This is a genomic window from Paenibacillus sp. LK1, assembly GCF_002750415.1.
GTDB classification, from domain to species: domain Bacteria; phylum Bacillota; class Bacilli; order Paenibacillales; family Paenibacillaceae; genus Paenibacillus; species Paenibacillus taichungensis.
Window position 1 is genome coordinate 270,312 of sequence record NZ_PEII01000003.1, and the last position, 20,963, is coordinate 291,274.

Annotated in this window: 19 protein-coding genes; 5 read left to right on the forward strand and 14 right to left on the reverse strand. The window is 45.4% G+C overall.

All coding sequences use genetic code 11. The annotated features are described in order from the left end of the window. The 3 genes from mnmM to CS562_RS08180 all read left to right on the forward strand — a co-directional run bounded on the left by mnmM (position 1) and on the right by CS562_RS08180 (position 2,811). Positions 1 to 585 (forward strand): tRNA 5-(aminomethyl)-2-thiouridylate-methyltransferase MnmM, encoded by a 585-nt coding sequence (mnmM, locus tag CS562_RS08170; RefSeq protein ID WP_076289945.1) that lies wholly within the window; start codon positions 1 to 3, stop codon positions 583 to 585. A gap of 187 nt (positions 586 to 772) precedes the next feature. After that, positions 773 to 1,750 (forward strand): type I phosphomannose isomerase catalytic subunit, encoded by a 978-nt coding sequence (locus CS562_RS08175; protein WP_099854884.1) that lies wholly within the window; start codon positions 773 to 775, stop codon positions 1,748 to 1,750. A gap of 83 nt (positions 1,751 to 1,833) precedes the next feature. After that, positions 1,834 to 2,811: an alpha/beta fold hydrolase gene (locus tag CS562_RS08180; RefSeq protein WP_099854886.1), complete on the forward strand. Its 978-nt coding sequence runs from the start codon at positions 1,834 to 1,836 to the stop codon at positions 2,809 to 2,811. 122 nt (positions 2,812 to 2,933) lie between these two features. Here CS562_RS08180 and odhB read toward each other — a convergent pair whose 3' ends face one another. The 11 genes from odhB to CS562_RS08235 all read right to left on the reverse strand — a co-directional run bounded on the left by odhB (position 2,934) and on the right by CS562_RS08235 (position 17,262). After that, positions 2,934 to 4,208, reverse strand: a complete 1,275-nt coding sequence (gene odhB, locus CS562_RS08185) for a 2-oxoglutarate dehydrogenase complex dihydrolipoyllysine-residue succinyltransferase (protein WP_099854888.1) — start codon at positions 4,206 to 4,208, stop codon at positions 2,934 to 2,936. Between the two features lie 5 nt (positions 4,209 to 4,213). Further along, positions 4,214 to 7,087 carry a 2-oxoglutarate dehydrogenase E1 component gene (locus CS562_RS08190; RefSeq protein WP_099854889.1) on the reverse strand — a complete coding sequence of 958 codons (2,874 nt, stop codon included), beginning with the start codon at positions 7,085 to 7,087 and terminating at the stop codon, positions 4,214 to 4,216. Positions 7,088 to 7,763: 676 nt separating this feature from the next. Further along, entirely contained in the window at positions 7,764 to 10,835 is a 3,072-nt protein-coding gene (locus CS562_RS08195; RefSeq protein ID WP_257219419.1) for a DUF5704 domain-containing protein, read from the reverse strand. Positions 10,836 to 11,453: 618 nt separating this feature from the next. After that, positions 11,454 to 12,746: an S-layer homology domain-containing protein gene (locus tag CS562_RS08200; RefSeq protein ID WP_257219420.1), complete on the reverse strand. Its 1,293-nt coding sequence runs from the start codon at positions 12,744 to 12,746 to the stop codon at positions 11,454 to 11,456. A gap of 331 nt (positions 12,747 to 13,077) precedes the next feature. Continuing rightward, entirely contained in the window at positions 13,078 to 13,521 is a 444-nt protein-coding gene (locus tag CS562_RS08205; protein WP_099854895.1) for an NUDIX domain-containing protein, read from the reverse strand. 144 nt (positions 13,522 to 13,665) lie between these two features. Next, positions 13,666 to 14,028: a cupin domain-containing protein gene (locus CS562_RS08210; protein WP_099854897.1), complete on the reverse strand. Its 363-nt coding sequence runs from the start codon at positions 14,026 to 14,028 to the stop codon at positions 13,666 to 13,668. Next, positions 14,025 to 14,543 carry a GNAT family N-acetyltransferase gene (locus tag CS562_RS08215; RefSeq protein WP_076289953.1) on the reverse strand — a complete coding sequence of 173 codons (519 nt, stop codon included), beginning with the start codon at positions 14,541 to 14,543 and terminating at the stop codon, positions 14,025 to 14,027. Before CS562_RS08215 ends, CS562_RS08210 begins: the two co-directional genes overlap by 4 nt. Positions 14,544 to 14,709: 166 nt before the next feature. Further along, positions 14,710 to 15,132 (reverse strand): GNAT family N-acetyltransferase, encoded by a 423-nt coding sequence (locus CS562_RS08220; protein ID WP_306553852.1) that lies wholly within the window; start codon positions 15,130 to 15,132, stop codon positions 14,710 to 14,712. A 167-nt stretch (positions 15,133 to 15,299) separates the two neighbouring features. Then, a complete protein-coding gene (locus tag CS562_RS08225) occupies positions 15,300 to 15,668 on the reverse strand; it encodes a YybH family protein (protein ID WP_099854899.1) in 369 nt (122 codons plus the stop codon). Between the two features lie 29 nt (positions 15,669 to 15,697). Next, positions 15,698 to 16,207: an 8-oxo-dGTP diphosphatase gene (locus CS562_RS08230; RefSeq protein WP_076289955.1), complete on the reverse strand. Its 510-nt coding sequence runs from the start codon at positions 16,205 to 16,207 to the stop codon at positions 15,698 to 15,700. Between the two features lie 269 nt (positions 16,208 to 16,476). Then, positions 16,477 to 17,262 carry a DUF3891 family protein gene (locus CS562_RS08235; protein WP_099854901.1) on the reverse strand — a complete coding sequence of 262 codons (786 nt, stop codon included), beginning with the start codon at positions 17,260 to 17,262 and terminating at the stop codon, positions 16,477 to 16,479. A 194-nt stretch (positions 17,263 to 17,456) separates the two neighbouring features. On the opposite strand from CS562_RS08235, the gene coaA reads away from it, so the two are divergent. Both coaA and CS562_RS08245 read left to right on the forward strand, forming a co-directional pair. Continuing rightward, on the forward strand, positions 17,457 to 18,386 hold the full coding sequence (gene coaA / locus CS562_RS08240) for a type I pantothenate kinase (protein ID WP_024628283.1): 930 nt from the start codon (positions 17,457 to 17,459) through the stop codon (positions 18,384 to 18,386). A gap of 56 nt (positions 18,387 to 18,442) precedes the next feature. Further along, entirely contained in the window at positions 18,443 to 18,805 is a 363-nt protein-coding gene (locus CS562_RS08245; protein ID WP_076289959.1) for a DUF423 domain-containing protein, read from the forward strand. A 69-nt stretch (positions 18,806 to 18,874) separates the two neighbouring features. On the opposite strand, the gene CS562_RS08250 is transcribed toward CS562_RS08245, so the two are convergent. The 3 genes from CS562_RS08250 to CS562_RS08260 form a co-directional block, all read right to left on the reverse strand. Further along, a complete protein-coding gene (locus CS562_RS08250) occupies positions 18,875 to 19,426 on the reverse strand; it encodes a histidine phosphatase family protein (protein ID WP_099854902.1) in 552 nt (183 codons plus the stop codon). Between the two features lie 32 nt (positions 19,427 to 19,458). Beyond that, the gene (murI, locus tag CS562_RS08255) at positions 19,459 to 20,283 is read right to left on the reverse strand and encodes a glutamate racemase (protein WP_099854904.1); all 825 of its coding nucleotides are present in this window, start codon (positions 20,281 to 20,283) and stop codon (positions 19,459 to 19,461) included. A gap of 202 nt (positions 20,284 to 20,485) precedes the next feature. Further along, complete coding sequence (locus CS562_RS08260; protein ID WP_083678952.1) at positions 20,486 to 20,872, reverse strand: hypothetical protein; 387 nt, start codon at positions 20,870 to 20,872, stop codon at positions 20,486 to 20,488. Between the last annotated feature and the right edge of the window lie 91 nt (positions 20,873 to 20,963).

Here is a 20,963-nt window from a genome sequence, read left to right on the forward strand (position 1 = left end):
ATGGGTTTTCTTTCGGTTTTAAGTTGTGCCCATCAATGGATTTCTTCCCGTCTACAGCCTGGAGATTTAGCTATTGATGCAACGGTTGGAACAGGTGCGGATACTCTGTTTCTGGCACAAAAAGTTGGTAAACGCGGGCAAGTCATTGGTTTCGATATTCAAAGCGAGGCACTTACCTTGGCACAAGCCCGTATTCGGAAACAAGAGGACACTGCCAAATTAGGCTCCATCTCCATGCTTCAATTAAGCCATGATCGAATGACTGAGGCCGTTCCTGAAACATGGCAGGGTAATGTGGGTGCTGTAATGTTCAACCTGGGGTACCTGCCTTCGGAAGGTGCGGACTCCACCATAATTACGGAAACAGACAGTACTATTGCTGCTCTCCAGGCTGCACTGGCATTGCTCAAGCCGCGCGGCATTATTACCGTTGTGCTGTATCCAGGTCATGATGGAGGATCACAGGAAGCGGATGCGGTATTGGAGTGGTCCTCTGCTCTACCTGTAGAGCAGGTACAAGTGGTGATTTATCGCCAATTGCAGCGTGATACCTCCCCTTTTCTGATTGGCATCGAGAAAAAATAATTTCCTTTGTTCCACAAATGCAATAAACTAGACACAATCGCAACAAAGCACTCTTTGGGTTCAATTTATGCGATTTGTGTTCTACATAAAGATGTGCAACCGTATTCACTGTTACATTCATGCCAATTACGCGGTCATGATTGTTTAAAGCGATCCACCATTTCATATACTAGAGGAGAGATTAGGAATGCCTACGCCATACCCACTGCAATTTCAACCAGAGTTTAAAGAACGTGTATGGGGAGGACGCGCGCTGGAGCAATTCGGCCTGACGCCACCTGAAGGACATATAGGAGAAGGCTGGATGATTGCGGATCATCCCAATGGTACAACCAAGGTATTAAATGGAGCACTTGCCGGAAAAGGCCTGGACGAAGTTCGTGAACAGCTGGGCACAGCATGGCTTGGAACTAAAGGAGTTTCGGAAAAGGGAGGACGATTCCCGCTTCTGATCAAACTGCTTGACTGTAACGATGATCTGTCCGTACAAGTTCACCCAACAGATGACTACGAAGCGCTCCCTCCCGGCGAGCTTGGCAAAACGGAAATGTGGTATGTGCTGGATGCCAAACCAGGAGCACATATCATCTACGGTTTAAATGAAGGCGTCGATCGTGAAGTACTGAAGGAAGCGCTTGAAAATGGTACGGTCATGGATACTCTTCGTCAAGTACCTGTAGAGGCTGGAGATACGTTCTTTATTCCTGCGGGAACGGTACACGCTTTATGTGCAGGTGTCGTTGTTGCTGAGATCCAGCAAAACTCGGATACAACATACCGGATTTACGATTATAATCGTCCGGGCCTGGATGGCAAACCACGTGAGCTGCATGTTGAGGATTCATTGAATGTAACGGCTTATGAGGGCGCTGGCGCCACGACGATGAAAACCAACAACGCAACTCCGGGTGAGTGGCTGAAGCTTGCGGAATGCCCTTATTTTGTAGTGGAAAAAGGGATTGTTACAGGACGTTGGGAGCTCTCTACAACTGCTGAAAGCTTCACTATTCTTGTGGTCTGTGAAGGTAGCGGAACGCTGGAGTGGGATAACGCGGAATCGGATAAGATTGAACTAAAAGCTGGACAATGTTACTTACTGCCTGCCAACTTGGGCTCCTATACGCTGGATGGTAATACTACTGTTCTTCGTTCTTATTTGCCTTAATTGAATAATCAACTATTTATCAAGGGTCAATTCCCTGATTTGAACTGGCTTTAATGTGACCTGTGAAGGAGGATTTACACGAGATGCAGGAATCTACCTTTAGCCTAGTTGGCAATGAAGGTACCCGTATTCATGTGTACCGCTGGCTTCCCGATCCGGAGTGCAACATCAAAGGTGTGGTCCAGATTGCACATGGTATGAGCGAGACCGCTGCCCGATATACTGAATTTGCTCAACATCTCACCACGCACGGGTATGCGGTCTACGCGAATGACCATCGTGGTCATGGTAAAACGGTCGAAAACTCGGATTTGTTGGGCAATGCCGGCGTCGATGCTTTCCGCTGGATGGCGAGTGACATGATGAATCTGGGCGAAGTTGCCGCCAAAGAGAACCCTGATGTGCCCCTCTTTCTCATGGGGCATAGCATGGGGTCGTTTTTGGTACAGCATCTAATGTATGCTGGCCACGAGCGTTACCATGCATTTATTTTGTCCGGCACCAATGGCAAGCGCGGTCTTCTTCGGATCGGAGAGAAGCTGGCTTTCTTGCAGTGTGGCATTCAGGGGACGGGTCATCCAAGTATGCTGCTCAATGCGCTCGTATTTGGCGGATTCAACCGTTCTTTCCGTCCGGCAACAACGCCGTTTGACTGGCTGTCTCGGGACTCCGAAGAGGTCAAGCGATTTATTGATGACCCTTTATGTGGTGCCGTCTGCTCCGCAGGTTTTTTCCGCGACTTTTTCAAACTGCTGTTGGACATTCATTTGCCACGCAACATGAAACGTATTCCCAAGGATAAATCTGTATATCTGTTCTCAGGTGAACAAGATCCGGTGGGGCTTCATGGCAAAGGGGTGCTTAACCTGGTCGCCCAATATCGGGAGCTTCAGCTTGAGGATATTGAATACCGCCTCTATCCAGGGGGACGCCATGAAATGCTGCATGAGACAAATCGGACTGAGGTTGCAGGACATGTCGTGGAGTGGCTGGAGAGGCATACGCCCGACTACAGTGCCCATCATTCCACAGCACATGCAGAAACAGCCGATTCCATATAATGCGGCATAAATTACTTATACAATGAAGGAAACCCCTGAACGGGTGCACAGCCTACACTGTGCTCGTTCAGGGGTTTTCTTTTTTATTTATAAGATGGCAATTTAATATTAAACGTTATGGATTACCCTTCGATCAGCAAAGACTCTGGATCTTCAAGCAATTCTTTCACCGTCACGAGGAAACGAACGGCTTCGCTACCATCAATGATACGGTGATCGTACGACAGAGCGATATACATCATCGGACGGTTCTCCATCCGCTCTGCATCAATCGCTACTGGACGAAGCTGGATTTTGTGCATACCCAGAATACCCACTTGAGGTGTATTCAAAATTGGTGTGGACAACAGGGAGCCAAACGTTCCCCCATTGGTAATGGTAAAGGTTCCTCCTTGCAGATCAGACAAAGCCAGCGTGTTGGAACGAGCTTTGGATGCCAGATCAGCAATGCTTTTCTCGATCTCAGCGAAGCCAAGACGATCTGCATCACGTACAACCGGTACAACAAGACCTTCTTTGGCAGATACCGCAATGCCGATATCATAGTACTTTTTGAGTACAACATCTTCACCATCAATTTCCGCGTTGATGGTTGGGAACTTTTTCAGTGCACCTACAACTGCTTTGGTAAAGAAGGACATGAATCCGAGATTGATTTCATGTTTCTCTTTGAACTTGTCCTTACGGCGTTTACGTACATCCATGATTGCCGTCATATCCACTTCGTTAAACGTAGTCAACATCGCTGCAGTCTGCTGTGCTTCTACCAGGCGTTTCGCAATGGTAGCACGACGGCGGGACATACGTTGACGCTCTACTGGTTTGGTATACGTGGTACCACCTGCTGCCGGAGCACTAGGTGCTGCAGCGGGAGCTTTAGCAGGAGGCGCTGAAGGAGCCGCAGCCTGGGTGTTGTGAGTTTTCACATCATCCTGATAAACACGGCCAATCGGATCCTTGCTCTGTACCTGATCCAGCTCAATACCACGCTCACGTGCAAGTTTGCGAGCAGACGGTGAAGCTGTCTTCGAGCTGCTATCCGAAGATTCCGGTGCTGCAGCAACTGGTGTTGGTGGCGGAGTTGGAGCTTCCGGTGCAGGAGCTGATTGTTTCTGCTCCGTTGCTGCTGGTTGGGAAGCGGACGCGCCGCTTCCTCCTCCAGTTCCAGCTGAAAGTGTTCCAATCGTTTCACCAATTTCTACAGTCTCGCCTTCCTGGCGAACAATTTTCTCAAGAACACCGCTCTCTTCAGCACTGATCTCAATATTTACTTTATCCGTTTCCAGTTCCAGAAGAACATCACCCTGATTAACGGTTTCGCCTTCTTTGACCAGCCATCTGGATACAGTTCCTTCCGTTATCGACTCACCCATTGCAGGTACTTTAATTTCACTCACAGCTGTTACCTCCCCAGTGGAATATTATTCTTCGTCGTTTGCTTCAATGCGGATGTAATAATCTGTTGCTGTTCCATGCCATGCACAAGTTGATAACCGCTGGAAGGACTGGCATGTTCCGGACGACCTTCGTATTTAACGGTTGTTCCTTCTGGCGCAATTTCACGAAGACGAGGCTCCATGTATGTCCAGGCACCCATGTTTTTGTTTTCTTCCTGTACCCACACCAGCTCTTTCAGCTTGCTGAAACGTGCAAGTACACGCTTGATTTCTTCCGCCGGGAACGGATACAGCTGTTCGACACGAATAATGTGAAGCCAAGACCAATCTGCTTTATCCTTCTCAAAAGCATCTTCCAGATCGATGGCGATTTTACCACTGCACAAAATGATACGCTCTACGCGATCCGGTTTCGTGCCCAATCCTGCTTGCTCCAGCACAGGCTCGAACTTGCCTTCGCTGAACTCTGTTGCAGGTGAAGCGACACGCGGATTACGAATCAGACTTTTCGGCGACATCATAACCAGCGGTCGAGCATCTTCCGTTTCAGTCAACGAAGCCTGACGACGCAGCAGATGGAAATATTGCGATGCACTTGTCAAATTCGCAACGGTCATATTGTCTTCTGCACAAAGCTGCAGGAAACGTTCCAGACGAGCACTTGTATGCTCAGGTCCCTGACCTTCGTTCGCATGCGGAAGCAGCATGACCAGACTGGATTTTTGTGACCATTTGGCACGGCCGGCAGATACGAACTGGTCAAAAATAACCTGTGCACAGTTGGCAAAATCTCCGAATTGTGCTTCCCAAATTACAAGCGTATCTGGTGAATAGACGTTATATCCGTATTCAAAACCAACAACGGACTCCTCAGACAACGGACTGTTGTAGATGGCAAAAGATGCTCTTGCCTGTGGCAGATGATGCAGTGGGCAGAATTTCGCACCATTCTCGGAGTCATGCAACACCAAGTTCCGATGAGCAAACGTTGCACGCTCTGCATCCTGTCCACTAATCCGGATTGGTTTGCCATCCGCAAGAATGGTAGCAAACGCAAGCGTCTCTGCAAGACTCCAGTCTACTTTCTCGCCTTCGTTCAGAGATGTGCTTCTGCGCTGTAAAATACGCTGCAACTTCGGATACACATTAAAATTCTCTGGCCATTTCAGCAAGTCTGCGTTAATTGTCCGCAGATTTTCCAATGGTACCGCAGTTGGAATAATCGAAACGGCTTCTGGCTCGCTAATTTGACGTTGATAATATTCATGTACTTCATTGTTCTTCATCTGCTCGTACGCTTCTTTTAAACGATTCGTTACAGCTTCACGAATGCTGTTAATGGAAGCATCGTCGATAACCGATTCCTCTTTCAGATGATCCTGGTACAAATGGCTAACCGTTGGATGAGCTTTTACTTTGTCATACACCGTCGGCTGTGTTGTTTCCGGATCATCTGTTTCGTTATGACCATAACGACGGTAACCGATCAGGTCAATCAGGAAGTCCTTTTTGAACAGGTTACGGTATTCTGCTGCCATACGAATAGCTGCAATACACGCATCCGGATTGTCTGCATTGACATGCACAATCGGAATTTCATATCCTTTGGCAAGGTCACTCGCATAATACGTTGAGCGTGAATCGCTGCTGTCTGTTGTGAATCCAAGACGGTTGTTCACGATAATATGAATTGTTCCGCCATTTTGGTAACCAGGCAATGCTTTGAAATTGAGCGTTTCTGCTACAATACCTTCCCCAGGGAAAGCCGCATCACCATGCATCAGAATCGTTGCCGCTTTGGTTACATCCTGCTTCGGATATCCCGGATCACGGCGGTCATCCTGTGCTGCACGTGCAAAACCCTGTACAACCGGGTTTACATATTCCAGGTGACTCGGGTTATTGGCAAGCGTAAGACGCGCTTGTACTGTTTCCCCGTCTTTTACATAACGGTTTGCGCCCAGATGATATTTGACATCCCCCGTCCAACCGTAATTGATTCCTGTTGACCCTTCGGAAGGAACCAAATCCTTGTTCGGAGAATGATGGAATTCAGAGAAAATTTTGCTATACGGCTTGCCCAGTACATGAGCCAGTACGTTCAATCGACCACGGTGAGCCATCCCCATCAGAATATGGCTTGAACCAGCGTGTGCCATAATTCGGACTGCTTCATCCAGCATAGGGACTAACACATCGTTACCTTCAATGGAAAAACGTTTTTGCCCAACAAATGTTTTGTGGAGGAAATCTTCAAATTGCTCCACTTCAACCAAACGTTCCAGCAAAGCTTTACGCTCCTCTGGATTAAGCGGTGCCGGCGAAGTACGAGATTCTGCACGGCGGTTCAGCCACTCCCGCTCATGAACTTCATGCACATGGCTGAATTCATAAGCGATAGGACCAGTATATATTTGCCGCAGGCGCTGGATGGCATCCAATCCTGTTACCGTCTGTCCATCTGCACCTTCCCAGATCAGGGAAGCTGGCAGAGCTTTCAAATCTTCTTCATTCAATTCAAAATGCTTCGGTTCTAGCAAAGAAGTATCTGAATCTTCACTGATTCCAAGGGGATCAATATCGGCCGCAAGGTGACCATAGGTACGAATATTCATTACCAGTTTCCCTGCTGTAACCGCTTTCTGTAATAGTTGAATATCCACGCTTCCGGAAGCCTTTTGGGCATTGCCAGAAAACGAGGCTGTATGTGCATCCCTGCCAGACATCGGCGGTGCACCCCATTGTTCAAATAATTCCCGATATGCCGGTGTAACTGCACCCGGGTCTTGGGAGTATAATTCATATTGTTCCTGTACGTATCCCATATTCGGGCCATAGTAACTTTCCCAGGGTTTCTTGTTGCCTTCCTCGATCGTCATCGACGTTCCCTCCGTCTTGATTTAGTCATAAGTTTTTGACGGAAATCATTGACTAAGCCGTAATTTGCGTTCGTTCAACATTTTAAGCTAAATTTTTCATGAAGTCCAATAATCGTGCTGTTGGTGGTAGTAACGTTGTTCCGACGCTCCCGTCAAGGTTTGTCTGCGTTTTCAAAATCATAGTAAACTGATGATTGTATATACCGTCGCACAGATGTCGAATACTGTCCTGATCCGTTCGAGGGTTACACTTTCCTCAACTTTTTCAAGTGAAGTCCGTGTTCTAATATCTATTCTATAAACTTTTACGCTCAGGAGCATTTCCTATTTTTAGTTCAATTGATGCATAAATTAGATGAATCGAATAATTGGAACATTTCCGACCCACAAATGTGCTCTGATTGTATGGCGTTTTGTTGGTAATCGCTTATCCTGCGATGGTTTCTACACATTTTCAGATTTCGCCCGATTTGTAGCCTCCTTATTTAGAATTGTGGTCCATAATGTTCAAAAACAAACCGTCAAGATAAATATTAACCATTTGGCTTGGTATTCAACAAAAAAATGGGTGTTTCTTGTCATTCAATGTTATAAACCAAAAGCCACCTGAATGCGTAAAAGCATCCGGGCGGCTTCTTTTTGAATTGGTTTATTTAGGCTGACAGTCCTTTTGTTTTTAATGTGGCACCTGAGACTGAAAATCGCTCCGGCTGGACTGATCTGCATGGTAAAAGACCACATCACCATCCTTCAAGGGCCAAGTTCGGCCTTGACTGTCTACTGGGCGATTGTTGAAACCTTCCATCTGCCACTGATTCATCAGTGGAGCATAAATGTATTGCAGGTGTGGAGCTTCTGTATTCCCATCTCGAAGTGTCTCGATATTGAAGTTGACCACGATATACCCGTCCTTCATAAATACAGAAGCCTTTTCATCCAGTTGATTTTGTCTGGCGAGCAATTCAAGATTGGTTCCCTTTGGCACGGTGTATACATCTGCAGGCAGGCTGTATTCTCCGTACCAACGTTGGATTGCCGCATTCGCACGGTCTACACTAACACCCGAGGGAATGTCTGTCTTGGGTCCAATCAGTGTACGAATGGAAGCGGGCAAAATCATCCAATCATAGCGGCCTACCCACGTTTTCTGGTGAGAGATTTGATCTACAAGCTTAACCATATAATCAGCGAGCGAACTCTGATTGCGTTCATCGGCAGTCAGTTCATACGTATACTGATAACGCGCCGTGTCCCCCAATTCCGTACCGGGTACGTTACGCAACCTCGAGTTCAGGACAACAAACCTTTTCTCCAAATCCTGCGCCGATCCTATCCGAATAAGTCGCTCTTGACCGCGGTGGTAGTATAGATCAACTTCTTGTCTGGAAGAACCGTCTTTGCTCACAAAGTAGAATGTTGGAGTAATTCGAACACCATCCTGTTTGCCAAACATATTTCCTTTTGTTTTCAGGTCGAACTTGATATGGTAACCCGTCTTCACCGCAATATTACTAAAACCCTGCACAGGGTGACTACCTGGGCGAACAGGTAACACGAATGGTGCCAGATTCCCTCGCGGATCACCATCAATACTATTAAGTCCTGTCCAGTAACTCACCCCTAGCGGCTCTGAACTTCCGAGCTGCTTGCGGAACACATTTTCCCAATTATAATCAGCGATATCCGTAACGTGAAAATCATACAATCGCCCAATAACCTCCACCGGAACCGTATCTGCCGCAACATGATGGGTCAGATTCGTGTTGGCATCTTGCTGTTCGGTGAATGTTGAAGGAGCATTTTCCGCAATATTGCGAAATTCAATTCGGTAATGTCCTTCATCCACCCATACTGGAAGATAGAAAACGGTATCCAATTGGTTGACCGGAATATCCACCCATGTCTTGGCTGGAATGAACTGACTTCTATCGGCGTTATAGACATCGAAGGGGAAACGAACCTGCTTGATGCGAAAATACTTGGCATAGTCCCTATTGCCATAACCCGGGTAACTGGTTACGTCCAGATGCTGCCCTGAGGTCGGGATGCGTACGATAAACGGTCGTTCCAAAATAAGTGCCGAACTGGTCGGATCAGGCACTGTTTTCTGGTTATGCGGCTGATCATCAGACACTGAGGCGTAGTTAACGACAGGCGTGTGCACCGTGACAGAATTGATCCCTTGAATAGAAAACTTCTGATCCTGACCGCCTTTAATATTTCCAGGAATCAAGCCATATGCGATCTCGCCCGTTGTCGATTGGTCCGCCTTGTTGACCAGTGTATTCTGAATAGTTAAACGATTCTGGTACAGCACGTTGTCGCCGATCATATCAGGCTGAGGGATTGTTTCAGGTCGCGGAGCAGTCTTATCCATCGGAGCAGGATCCATCACAGTGGCACCATTAAACACCACCTTGTCATTATTTACAGTGTTCTCTTTGACCTCAGCCTCGGCTTTGGATTGGAATAACGACGTCTCATCAGGTGTAGGCGGCTCGCTGTCACCGCCTGACTTTGTTTCAGTGCCAAGGTCGATTTCCTTGCAAGGTACTGGTTTCACATGTGCGGTAACAGCATCATCATTAGCCGATTGTAAGGTCGGCGGTGTATATCCGTTTGGAATCAGCGTTACTGTACCACCGTAGCCACCAAGTGCATAATTGGATATCGTAGCTTGATTTAGCTGATAGACTTCCAAATTATCAATCTGCCAATAACTATATTGCCGGATGACCTGCATTGGTTTTTCCACAGGAACGTCTAGCTCCTTAGGTTGTGGAGGTGTGCCTGGATCATTCGGTCCTGTCGAGGCTCTGCCCGGAATCGTCCATGTTTTGTGATACTTCTTTTTAACGTTGACCGTATAAGTCACTGTTCCCGTCATGTTTACCCAACGATGCTGGAACAAGTATCCTCTAGCCATGACATTTGCATAGAGATCTTCAGAAGTCGGGATGCCACGGGTGACATCAAACTTCTCAGATCCCCGATCATCAGCTTTCAGCACGCCCGAAACGGATGGGTCCATGATAGCCGATTCGATTAACGCTCCTTTATTAGGTGGACTAATGGTCACGGGGCAACCCACAACACCGCCGTTACCTGGATCAGTCCCCCCATCTCCCCCGTTGCCTGTGCAATCCTTTACATCTAAAACCTGAGTTCCTTGCTCATCCAACTGCTGGGCATTGTCCAAAAATCGCGCAGTGATGGTGGTGCTGCCGACGATCCCTTTGATCGTCATTTTCCCATCTGCACCTATGGTCGCTACTGCTGGATTGGAGCTTTGCCAGGTCAATTTGGGATGAGCGGTAAGGTCATGAACAGAAAGATCTGACTTAGTCAGGATAGCTTTAGCTTGCAGCGGTGTTGCTGTGTCTGCTTTACAAGCGTTTGGCAGGTTCACAATGAGTCCTGGTTCGGACGTTACCGTAATGTCAGCCGTATCCGAGATAAGATATGTACCGTTGTTCCAGATTGCACGTACAAAAGCAGTACCCGGCTTTTCAGCCTTCACCATTCCGGTTTTGGGTTCAATACTCACAATACTCGGATCGGATGACCACCAGGTGGTCTCAGCCTCGCGACGACTTACGTCGATGCCTTCACTAAATTGAGTAGCTCCGTAGTTTTTCGTTTTAACTTTGGCTACCATCTGTTTGGTTTCTCCAACCGTTAGGGTGGAATCTGGGGTTACGTCGATCTCTTTTTCTTCTTCGAGATCCCCTTCCCAGATGATATCCATTGGAGTATGGTAGGCTACTACTTGCTTCACACAATTTTGATTAGTTTTACCACCATTTTCGAACTCTGTTCGATCACTTACTGAATGATTCCCTCCTGTTTTTGTGTTGATTTTTACAATGGTACTATCTCTTCGTATTACCGTTTCACCAATTCCTGTATAAGAAGTTTGCTGTAATCTGGTTTGATAAGTAACACTTTTTATTCTTATAGACTTAAGAACTGATGAAGTTATAGGATATCCATTATATTCATTCCATTGAGTAGCAGGCCAATTGGAAAAGTCAACTTCATCGGGTATATTTTTTTCATCAGGATAAGGAGACGAACAAGACAAGGGATTCAAGTTTCTAGAGAAAGTAGGCCCAGTAGTATGATCAGCTTTAAAACTTCCATCATCAAGCTGATACCAATAAACACCTGGATTAGCAACTCTTGGTGCAGATTTTACGGTCAGGACAGATGGACTCTTCATTGATTTTGGACCGTACGGATCATTGGTAGCTGCTTGAATTGGAAGATAAAATGTGCCCATAGCACCTACAATTAAAAACATAACGTTAAATACTAACATTAATTTATAATGGAGTTTCAGTACTCACTCACCGCCTTGAAGAAACTACATGTTCTGAATTTGAACTAAATCATTGTTGTTAGCTTTTATATAATAAGAGCCACCTTTTGCCACGAGCACAGAGGAAGTCCAAAAACGTTTTTTAACATCTTTCTTTATAAGATTACTAGACATCTCTGGAATAGTTATGAATCCATTTTTTTCGGCATGTTTAACATCCATACGATTAAATCTTAACAAAGCACTGTCTAGACCACCGCTAAAAGCTAAGAGATTCGATTTTTCTATATTGGATGTAAACGATATATCTGCAAATGTCATGTAGCTTCCTGGAAACTGAATGGAATCGGGACCAATAAACAGTGATGAGTAAACCCCTTTCGGCGTGCCTTTCGTAACATCTACTACAATAATTCGATGCAGTCGAAGTATGCCGGAATTATTAGAGAGAGTTATATCTCCCTTAGATAGATCACTTACCGTAACAGAATTTTTAGTATAAAAGTAATTACTAATCGTCGTTAAATTCGTTCCAGTCGTACCAACCTCGCGCATTTCATTCAAATCACTGTACTTCTCTGCATCCGTGCCCTCAACATCCATATAACGCAGCAAAATAGCAGACACTTCAGCTCGCGTTGTTGGATCAGCAGGCTTCAAGGAACCGTCCTCAAATCCACCGACAATGCCAGTGCCGCGAACAAGTGCAAGATAAGGAATTTGTTCTGCACGAATCGTTCCCCGATTTACTTCAGGGGTAGGTAGCAGTGTATTTTTGCTATCGTCAAAAGCATCCTTGAAACTAGTTCCGGACTTGATCAGTCCGTTCGCAATCCATTTCATCATCTCGTAGCGTGTCAGCTCGGCATTGGGGTTGAATCCTTTCGGATAATCATTAGCGTTAATAAAGCCTTGGCCCACCAACTGTGTCACAGCGGATTCAGACCAGTGTCCCTTGAGATCAGCAAAAGGATTCTCGCCTTGTACCTTTTCCAAGCTGGTTGCACGGCTGAGAAGGGTGGCATACTCACCACGGGTGATTTTGGCATTGGGGCGGAACGTACCATCCTGATACCCGGAGATCAGATTTTTATCATAGGCTTTAACAATTGTAGCTTGCGCCCAGTGCCCTTTGATATCTTTGAACTTCGTAAGTGCAGAAGCCGTTGTGCCCGCTCCATTCGTGCTTGTAGCAGCCTCCACAGTAGACATCAGACCCACGGTTCCAGTAGTCAGCAGCGTTCCTGCCAGCAAAGCCGTCGTCAACAATCCGACTATCAACACATTCCTTTTTGACTTACTATCAGCTAATCTCATCTTTTTCTTCAATCTAATCACTCTCCTATGTACCTTAGTATGGGGCAAAATTCTGCTTCTTCAGCACTCGTACTACTCTTCAATCCAAAACCTAAATTTGTCATATTCATCAATATTCTACCATGCAAATCTAGGCTATTGGTATTATTTTTCAGCAATCCCCATCCCTACAAGGCATGCAACCTCCCCTTCCAAAGACCCAATTCACCCCTAAAAAACACAAAAAAAGGCCACGAATCCGCAGATTCATAGCCTTATGCTTTAAGGTGTCAGTCCTATTCAGTTGAAAAAAAATTGTATTCTATCACAGAATAAACGATTCTGTTCCATTTGACCAGTCCTAAAATTCAAATCAAAGTAGGTTTCTATTAAAATTGTTAATCATATACTCTGCAAATGGCGTCAACGATAACGCTCCAATCTCTTCCATAGTAAACCATTGTGCGCCCAGCGAATCTTCGCCATCCGGTTCCCTTTTGATCTCATAAGGCCGACTTTCGCTTGTCAAATATACATCGTATAAAATTCCAATATGGTGCAGCTCTTCCGGCTGGCCTTCGTAAACCCACTCCAATACGTTCGATTCCGCAGAACGAATCACCAATTGTAGATTGTAAAGGCCTGTCTCCTCTTCAATCTCACGGTGCAGAGCGGTCTCCGGTTGCTCACCAAATTCCAATCTTCCTCCAGGCAAATCCCATTTCCCCGTATAGGCTCCTCTTGCCTTATGAACTAACAGGAATTTTTGCTCCCAAGTGACTAAACCGTATACTCCCATGTGTGTGTACCGATCCACTTAAAAGTTCTTCCTCTCGTCTGAAAGATATCTAACCTGCTCTTCCAATCTACGAATACGCTTATTCATCTGATAGAACGATGGAGTAAAAATCACCCCAATAATAATAACAATGACCCAAACACTCAAATCATCAGCCCCTATCTAAGAGTCTCCCTCCTCTAGCGAAAACCGAACAATTAGTTCTTCGCCCTCAATCAACAATGCGGTTAGTCCTTTGTTCGATCCAGATTGATGATTCTCTCCGTTAGTCCAATACGCGGCTTCTCCCGATCGTACAGCTACCCGTTCGCCTGTCTCACCTTCCACCCAACCTTCCCCTTCAAGCACCAGAAATACCTGCTCACCCACTGCTGGATGAAAACCTACACTGCCTCCTGCAGACAGTTTCAGTTGTGCTACGTGACAAGCTGTTGTGCTTCGGAGTATTGGCGTAATCTCTGCTCCCTCACTGCCATAAGCGGTAATGCTGCGACTATCCTCTGATTTCAGGCGGTATATCTTCACTTCTTGTTCTCCTCTGCCACGTTATCCAGATCCAGAGCCAAACGAATCATATCGACGCAGCGAATACCATCTTCTATAATCTCTTCTTCATAATGTTTCACAAAAAAGTCCCGATCGACCCCTATAATGCGAAAACCGCAGCGTTGATACAGCTTCAACTGATGAAAACTTGAGTTGCCTGTCCCAATTTCTATCGTTCGACCACCGAGCTTGCGTGCTGCTTCTATCGCTTCCTTGATCATGTGTTTGCCAACGCCCTGTCCCTGTAACTCTTCCTGTACGGCAATATTAACAATCTCTACCGTCTCTGGACGCGTCTTAAGCAAAACAAACTCTCCCACCATTTCTCCTTCATATTCAGCGATAAAGCAAACACCGCGACTCAGATATTCGTCAACTATGGCTTTGGACGGATCAGCCATCAATAAAAGTTCATAAGGTTTTTCTTCTTCCCAGTCCAAAATCCGGAACGACAATTTCACACCAATCTCCACCTTTTCCTCGTACATATTCATTTACGTCCCGTTTGCAGAAGCCTATGTATGGCTAGTCACCAAATATATAACAACCTTCCGTATATAAATGTTTTAGTCTGAATTCATATTTTTCTCTTTTTATAACTTCAGGTTACTCCGGAACGATTTTTATACTTTATTTCAACCATCTATTTCACCAAATCTATTAGCTTTTTACCGCTCCAGCCTGATTTTGATAATGACGAATCACCATGCCAGATGCTTTTTGCATGCCCTGTTTCTCATAGAACTCCTGGAGTTCGTTATCGCACAAAAGATCAATCATATAGAGATCACCCAGACGATTAAACATACGCTTGATGAGATCTGTTCCGATACCTTTACCCTGATACTCCGGAAGCACTTCCAATAAGGGAATATATGCACTAAGAACTCCATCTGAAATCGCTTGAATAAAGCCCACCACATTTCCGGTTTCTTCATCAATAGCCAGTTCGACAGCATAGGATTGTTCCAGCAACTTCAGAAATGTAGGCGTAGATGGAGGGTTTGGCCAACCTTCGAAAAAAGCCCCGCTAAGTTGGTCGATTTCTATTCCCTCAAGCGATTCACGAAATGTAATATCCATAATAGCAAGTCCTCTCCTTTTAAAAAGTAAACTTCATTATATCATAATATCTGGATATAAATATATAGAATTGGCTGATAAAATATGAGGCATGCATCAGATAGAAGCTTAATTATTAGCTTTATTCAAGTAGACTGTTATAACAACGCAACGTTCTATTCCTCACGTTATTCACCCGCACTTAAATGTTCATGGATTAATTTCCATTCTCCGTTGATGCCTGCAACAAATACATTGGTAGCCCGACCTTTTCCAGCAGCCAGCTGCCCTTGATACAGTCCTTTCCAGTGATAGGTATAAATACAGACTGCCTGCTCTTCGCCAGTCGTAATCCACGTGACATCTTCTGCACGATATACCTCATCCTTGACTGTCTCCCAAGCGTTTTCAAAATAAGCCTGAATTTCGTTAAGGGTAGTACAAGACGTTCCCGTAAACCAACATACGGCATCCGGTGATAACCATTTGCTTACCTCATCAAAGTCATGTGTATTTGTCGCTGCAATGTATCCTTCCAGTGCATGCTGGTATCCCATAATTTCTTTCGCCTCCTGAGCGTTTTGAATTATTTGACTTTACTCTGTTCAAGAACCGAATCACTATACACCATAAACGTCTCTTTCAGTGTACGTCCGGTGGATTTCTCCCATATTACACTCCGCTCAAACGTACCTGCTTGAAAAAATCGTGGGAAACGTTCCGCAAACCAATCCTGCATAGGCAGTTCTAGCGCTTGACCTAAAGACACCCACAACAGTTCACCTTCAGGCGGCTCGCTCAGTAGCTCCCCCTCATAAGAAGTAGCCACGTAATTAAATACCATATAACGCAATCCTTGCTCCGGATCACAAAATTCATCAAGACCTTTGTATGTAATCTCTTTCACCACAAGTCCTGTTTCCTCTTTAACTTCTCGCACGGCACCATCCACAATACTTTCTGGAAAATCAACTTTCCCTCCAGGAGCAATGTATCCCGGAAATCCTTTTTGGTTGGGTCGATTCATTAATAGTACCTGATCATTTTGTTTGTCCCATATCATACACATCGTTAAAATCTCAGTTCTAATGTCCATGTTTATCCTCCCAGTTGCCTTATACAGAACCTAATCCATTGCAATTCATACATAGAATTAAGCTTATATACTTCGTTGTACCCTAACACTTCTGGTACATAGATAGATTCTCCTGCTTCAATCTCTATTCCGAATCTCTCTAAACTTTCCTGATTATCTGCAACGTCAATTTTGATATAAACGCATACGAAAGACGGACACCGGAAATTTCGGAAGCCCGCCTATTTATGATGTATGCAATACTGAACCAAATATCAAATATGCGCCACTCAGCTCATGCCTGTAATTAACACCCGACGCTCTTTCCACTCGGCACGGCGATAAGCCTGCAGCAGACCAAATTTGCGAATACTTGCTTTCGGCACCGATTTGTAAGGCATAACGACTGTAAAGTCCTCATCAAACGGCACAAAAGACAATCCTACTTTCTCATTGGAAAGCCACTCGGCCTGAATGGGCTGCCTTGAACAGGCATCGAAGGTAGAGCCCAGTCCATCAGCGAAAAAATCATAACGTGCAGCAGGTGTTCCGGGTTCCTCCATACAGAGAAAAAGGCTGAGCTGATCACAAAATAGCATAATTTCTAAATCATGTTTCAGCCTAAGCTTCAACGCTTCACCACCACCAAGCTGCTGTTCCATACGTAACTGATGCTCCCGTTCATCGTTCAGATATTCCCTAATGTCTTCATCATCATTGGCGTTAGCACCCAGGTTGTTTTGAAACAAATCTGTATACATCATGCTGCACAACAACCCGGCGTACAAGTTTTTCTCCCGAACCTCTTCAATACCTTTACGGTAAAATACAAATCGTGGACGTAGCGGAAAATCACGAAACGAATACGGTATCTGACTATAATCATTCCAGAATGGAGCAGAATCCAACTCAATCCATCCCCGATCATGCTCTTTTGCGGCAAAAATCAGATCTTCTCGATGAGCTTCATCAGTTAACAATTCCGTTTTCCAATGGGAAGCCATTTCTCCGGCTACTAGTCCATGTTCATGCTGTGCGGTCAAAACAAAATCATGCTCTCTCTCATATACGATCATTTGCTGTCACCCTCCCGCATGGTATACGTTGACTTTAACATAATTTGGTTTACAATTTCCTATAAGTTGCTTTTCATTCAACTTTCAGGGAATATACTAATGGAGCCATCAATGTAAAGGTGTTGTCAGTTCCCTGAAATTTGGTACACTAATGATTGTGCCAACATAACATTACATACAGAAAGCGGGATCTCATGAATTTATACTCTCCTTACACCGAGTTTAACCGCAAGGAATGGGCTGACTTGAAGAAATATCAGACCACTCTTCCACTAACGAAAGCGGAATTGGAACAGCTAAAGGGATTAAATGAAGAGGTATCCATTCAAGAAGTTGAGGATATTTATCTACCTCTTACCCACTTTATTGACTTATATGCAGGAGCTTCACGAGAGCTGAATCGCTTAACGGCATCTTTTTTAAAAAAAGAAGCACATCACGCTCCCTACATTATCGGTATTGGGGGCAGTGTTGCCGTGGGCAAAAGTACAACTGCCCGCCTGCTCCAGGCTATGCTTGCAAGAGGTAAAGGAAATCCCAAGGTGGATCTGGTCACTACGGATGGTTTCCTGTATCCCAATGCCGTGCTGCAAGAGAAAGGCATCATGAACCGGAAGGGATTTCCAGAAAGTTACGATATCAAGTCACTGATTCAATTCATGGGTGATGTCAAATCAGGTAAACCCGAAGTAATGGCTCCCGTATACTCCCATCTTGCCTACGACGTCATTGCAGGTGAAGAGAATGCCATATGTCAGCCGGATATCCTCATTATTGAAGGAATTAACGTGCTCCAGGTTAAAAAGGAAACCCCACTGTTGGTCAGTGATTTTTTTGACTTCTCCATCTATATCGATGCGGAAGAGGAGCATATCCGTCACTGGTACATTGAACGTTTCAAGCTGCTACGCAATACAGCGTTTCAGAATGAGAATTCCTTCTTCCACAGTCGTTTTGCCAATCTGGAAGAAGATGAGGCTGTTCTTACGGCAAGTCAGATATGGAAAGATATCAATGCCAAAAACCTGCACGAAAATATCCTGCCAACTAAAGGACGAGCCAGACTCATTTTGAAAAAAGAAGCGGACCATTCGATTCAGCGCATTCAATTGCGTAAGCTATAAGCGTCATAATGAGCAGAAATATTCTGCTTAATACTATTAAAAGGAGACAAGACCACATGCAGACCTTGATTATACTTGGAAGTATCATGATGTTTCTTGCTGTTGCCCTTGGAGCTTTCGGTGCACATGCGCTCAAACGCAGATTGTCTGCTGACATGATCAAAATATACGAGACTGGCGTTCAGTATCACCTTGTTCACGGAATCGGAATCATCCTGCTCGGACTGCTCGCTGATCGACTGGAGCAGCCATCTCTTGTGTTGCTGGCTGGATGGTTGCTATTCGCCGGCATCCTCTTGTTCTCAGGCAGTCTATATGTCCTAAGCGTAACTGGCGTTCGAAAACTGGGGGCGATCACACCCCTGGGCGGAGTAGCTTTCTTGGCCGGTTGGGTAATGTTATTAGTTGCCGCTTTGTAAAACCAACATCGTAAACTGAAAAGAGTGTTCTAGCCGATCTCAAAAATCGCTGGAGCACTCTCTTTATGTTTAACTTCGCCATATACGGCGAATGCTGTGTGTAACTTTATCCCCCTGCTGTTTTTCCAGGACATATACATCAGGATTAGATAGATTTTTCCACTCCTCGAATCCAAAGGATGCATTATGACTGCGGATGAGCAGAGATAACAGATTGCCGTGTGTAATCACAGCCCCGCTATGCTCCGGCCTGCTCCACAGCTCGTCCAGCACCTCAAGGCCCCGAGCTGTCGCCAAACGAGAAGATTCACCACCTTCTTCTGTCCAGTCTTCGTCCGTGTATGTACGTTCAAGCACATCCATCCAATTATCCAGATGAAGGGAACTAAGCACCCTTTCTTGAAGACGTTCATCCGTATGTATATGTTGCAGGACGGTTTTGCCCAGTGGGGCAGCGGTCTGAAGTGCCCTTTTCCACGGACTCGACACAATGTATTGGATTGGGTGCTCCGCCAACATCTCAGCAAGTTCTTCGGCCTGACGAAGTCCTTCATCCGTAAGCTCGGCGTCTGGTTCTTGCCCTGTTGCTTTGGCATGACGAATGAGATAAATAGCCTGCATCGCCCCTCACCTCCTGTTGATTCAATTTACATTCAATACTTCTCCAGATATTGGAGTGCAATTCTCATATTCTCCTGGTCTTCCGAACGGCCAGATGAACTAAGAAAAGTAACCTTATCCTCTGTCCACACGCCCTTTTGTTCTGCCAACCCAAGAAGCTGCTTCAAGCGGTTAACTGTTCCCGTACTACCATCAATAATCTGAATATGATCTGGCAGAACCGTACGAAGAATCGAAGTGTAGAACGGATAATGCGTGCAGCCAAGTACAACTGTACCGTATAAGCTCAGATCAAGATCAGCCAGTTTGAGGCGGAAATATGCCGCAATCTTCTGTGGATCAAAATCCAACTGTTCACACCATTCCACTAGTTCTGGTAATGGAATGGAATCAACACTATGGTGATCATCCACACGGGATACCAATTCATGATATTTCGTTTGACTCAAAGTCAGGGCTGTAGCAAATACAAGCACTCTTTTGCCGGTTCTTCGATTCATTTCCACAGCTGGTTTCACAGCAGGCTCCATCCCGATAACTGGGATATCATACTTGGCACGCAGATCCTTTACGGTCAGACTGGTCGCTGTATTGCAGGCAATCACGATCGCTTGCACATTTTCCTGAACAATAGCCTCCACACAATTGAAGATATGTCCTCTAACCTCATCGGCGGACTTGGTCCCATAAGGAACATGCAATGTATCGGCATAATACAGAAACGCTTCTTCAGGGAATTGATGCAAAGCCTTATGCAAGACGGTTAAACCACCGATTCCCGAGTCAAAAAATGCAATTTTCTTCTTCAAGGGTTTCACCTCTATAACGTATTCTTTCAGGTTCCTGGAACCTCTCATTCCTGCTCATGATGACTGGGAGGTGAGTTATGTTATTCTGGGTCATCACAGACGTTAACGTTTGACGACCTGCGGTGATCGTTTCGGTTACGGATCGTTCTTTCGATCGCTGTTATCTCCAAATTTTCTTGAGCTTCTTCAGAATCGATTCCGTTCCCTCCACAACCTTCGCTGTAAGTCATGCACTAATGATGATGAGCCATTATTCTACCTTTATTTTATACTGTCTGAGCCAGTCTTTGCCACTTTGCCAGCGTTCCACGGGGTTACGCTCTCCGAGCAGCTCCGTACTTGCCTGAGCCATAAGCCATTCCTTAAGACCATTATCTGCACTGGACTCCAGTTGCTGAATCAGAACGTTCAGTCCCTCTTCACCCGTATCCAGAATCTGTGCATACGCCTCTGTATTAGCAGCAATATAGTCACCTGGATTACTGCTGGTCAGAATCTCAGTTTCGTTCACGATTTGCTGAAGATTGCTATCAATTTTCCAGCTCACGTCATGACTTTCCGCCTGATTCGAGCATGCTACCAACATCCACACTGCACACAGCATCACCGTGCCGCTTGCAATACGTTTGCGAATCATGGAATCACTCCTGTCCCTGCTCAAACTTAAGAACGGCACTCTCAATAAACTCGACAAAGCTATGATCATAATTATACTCATCCCGATAGAT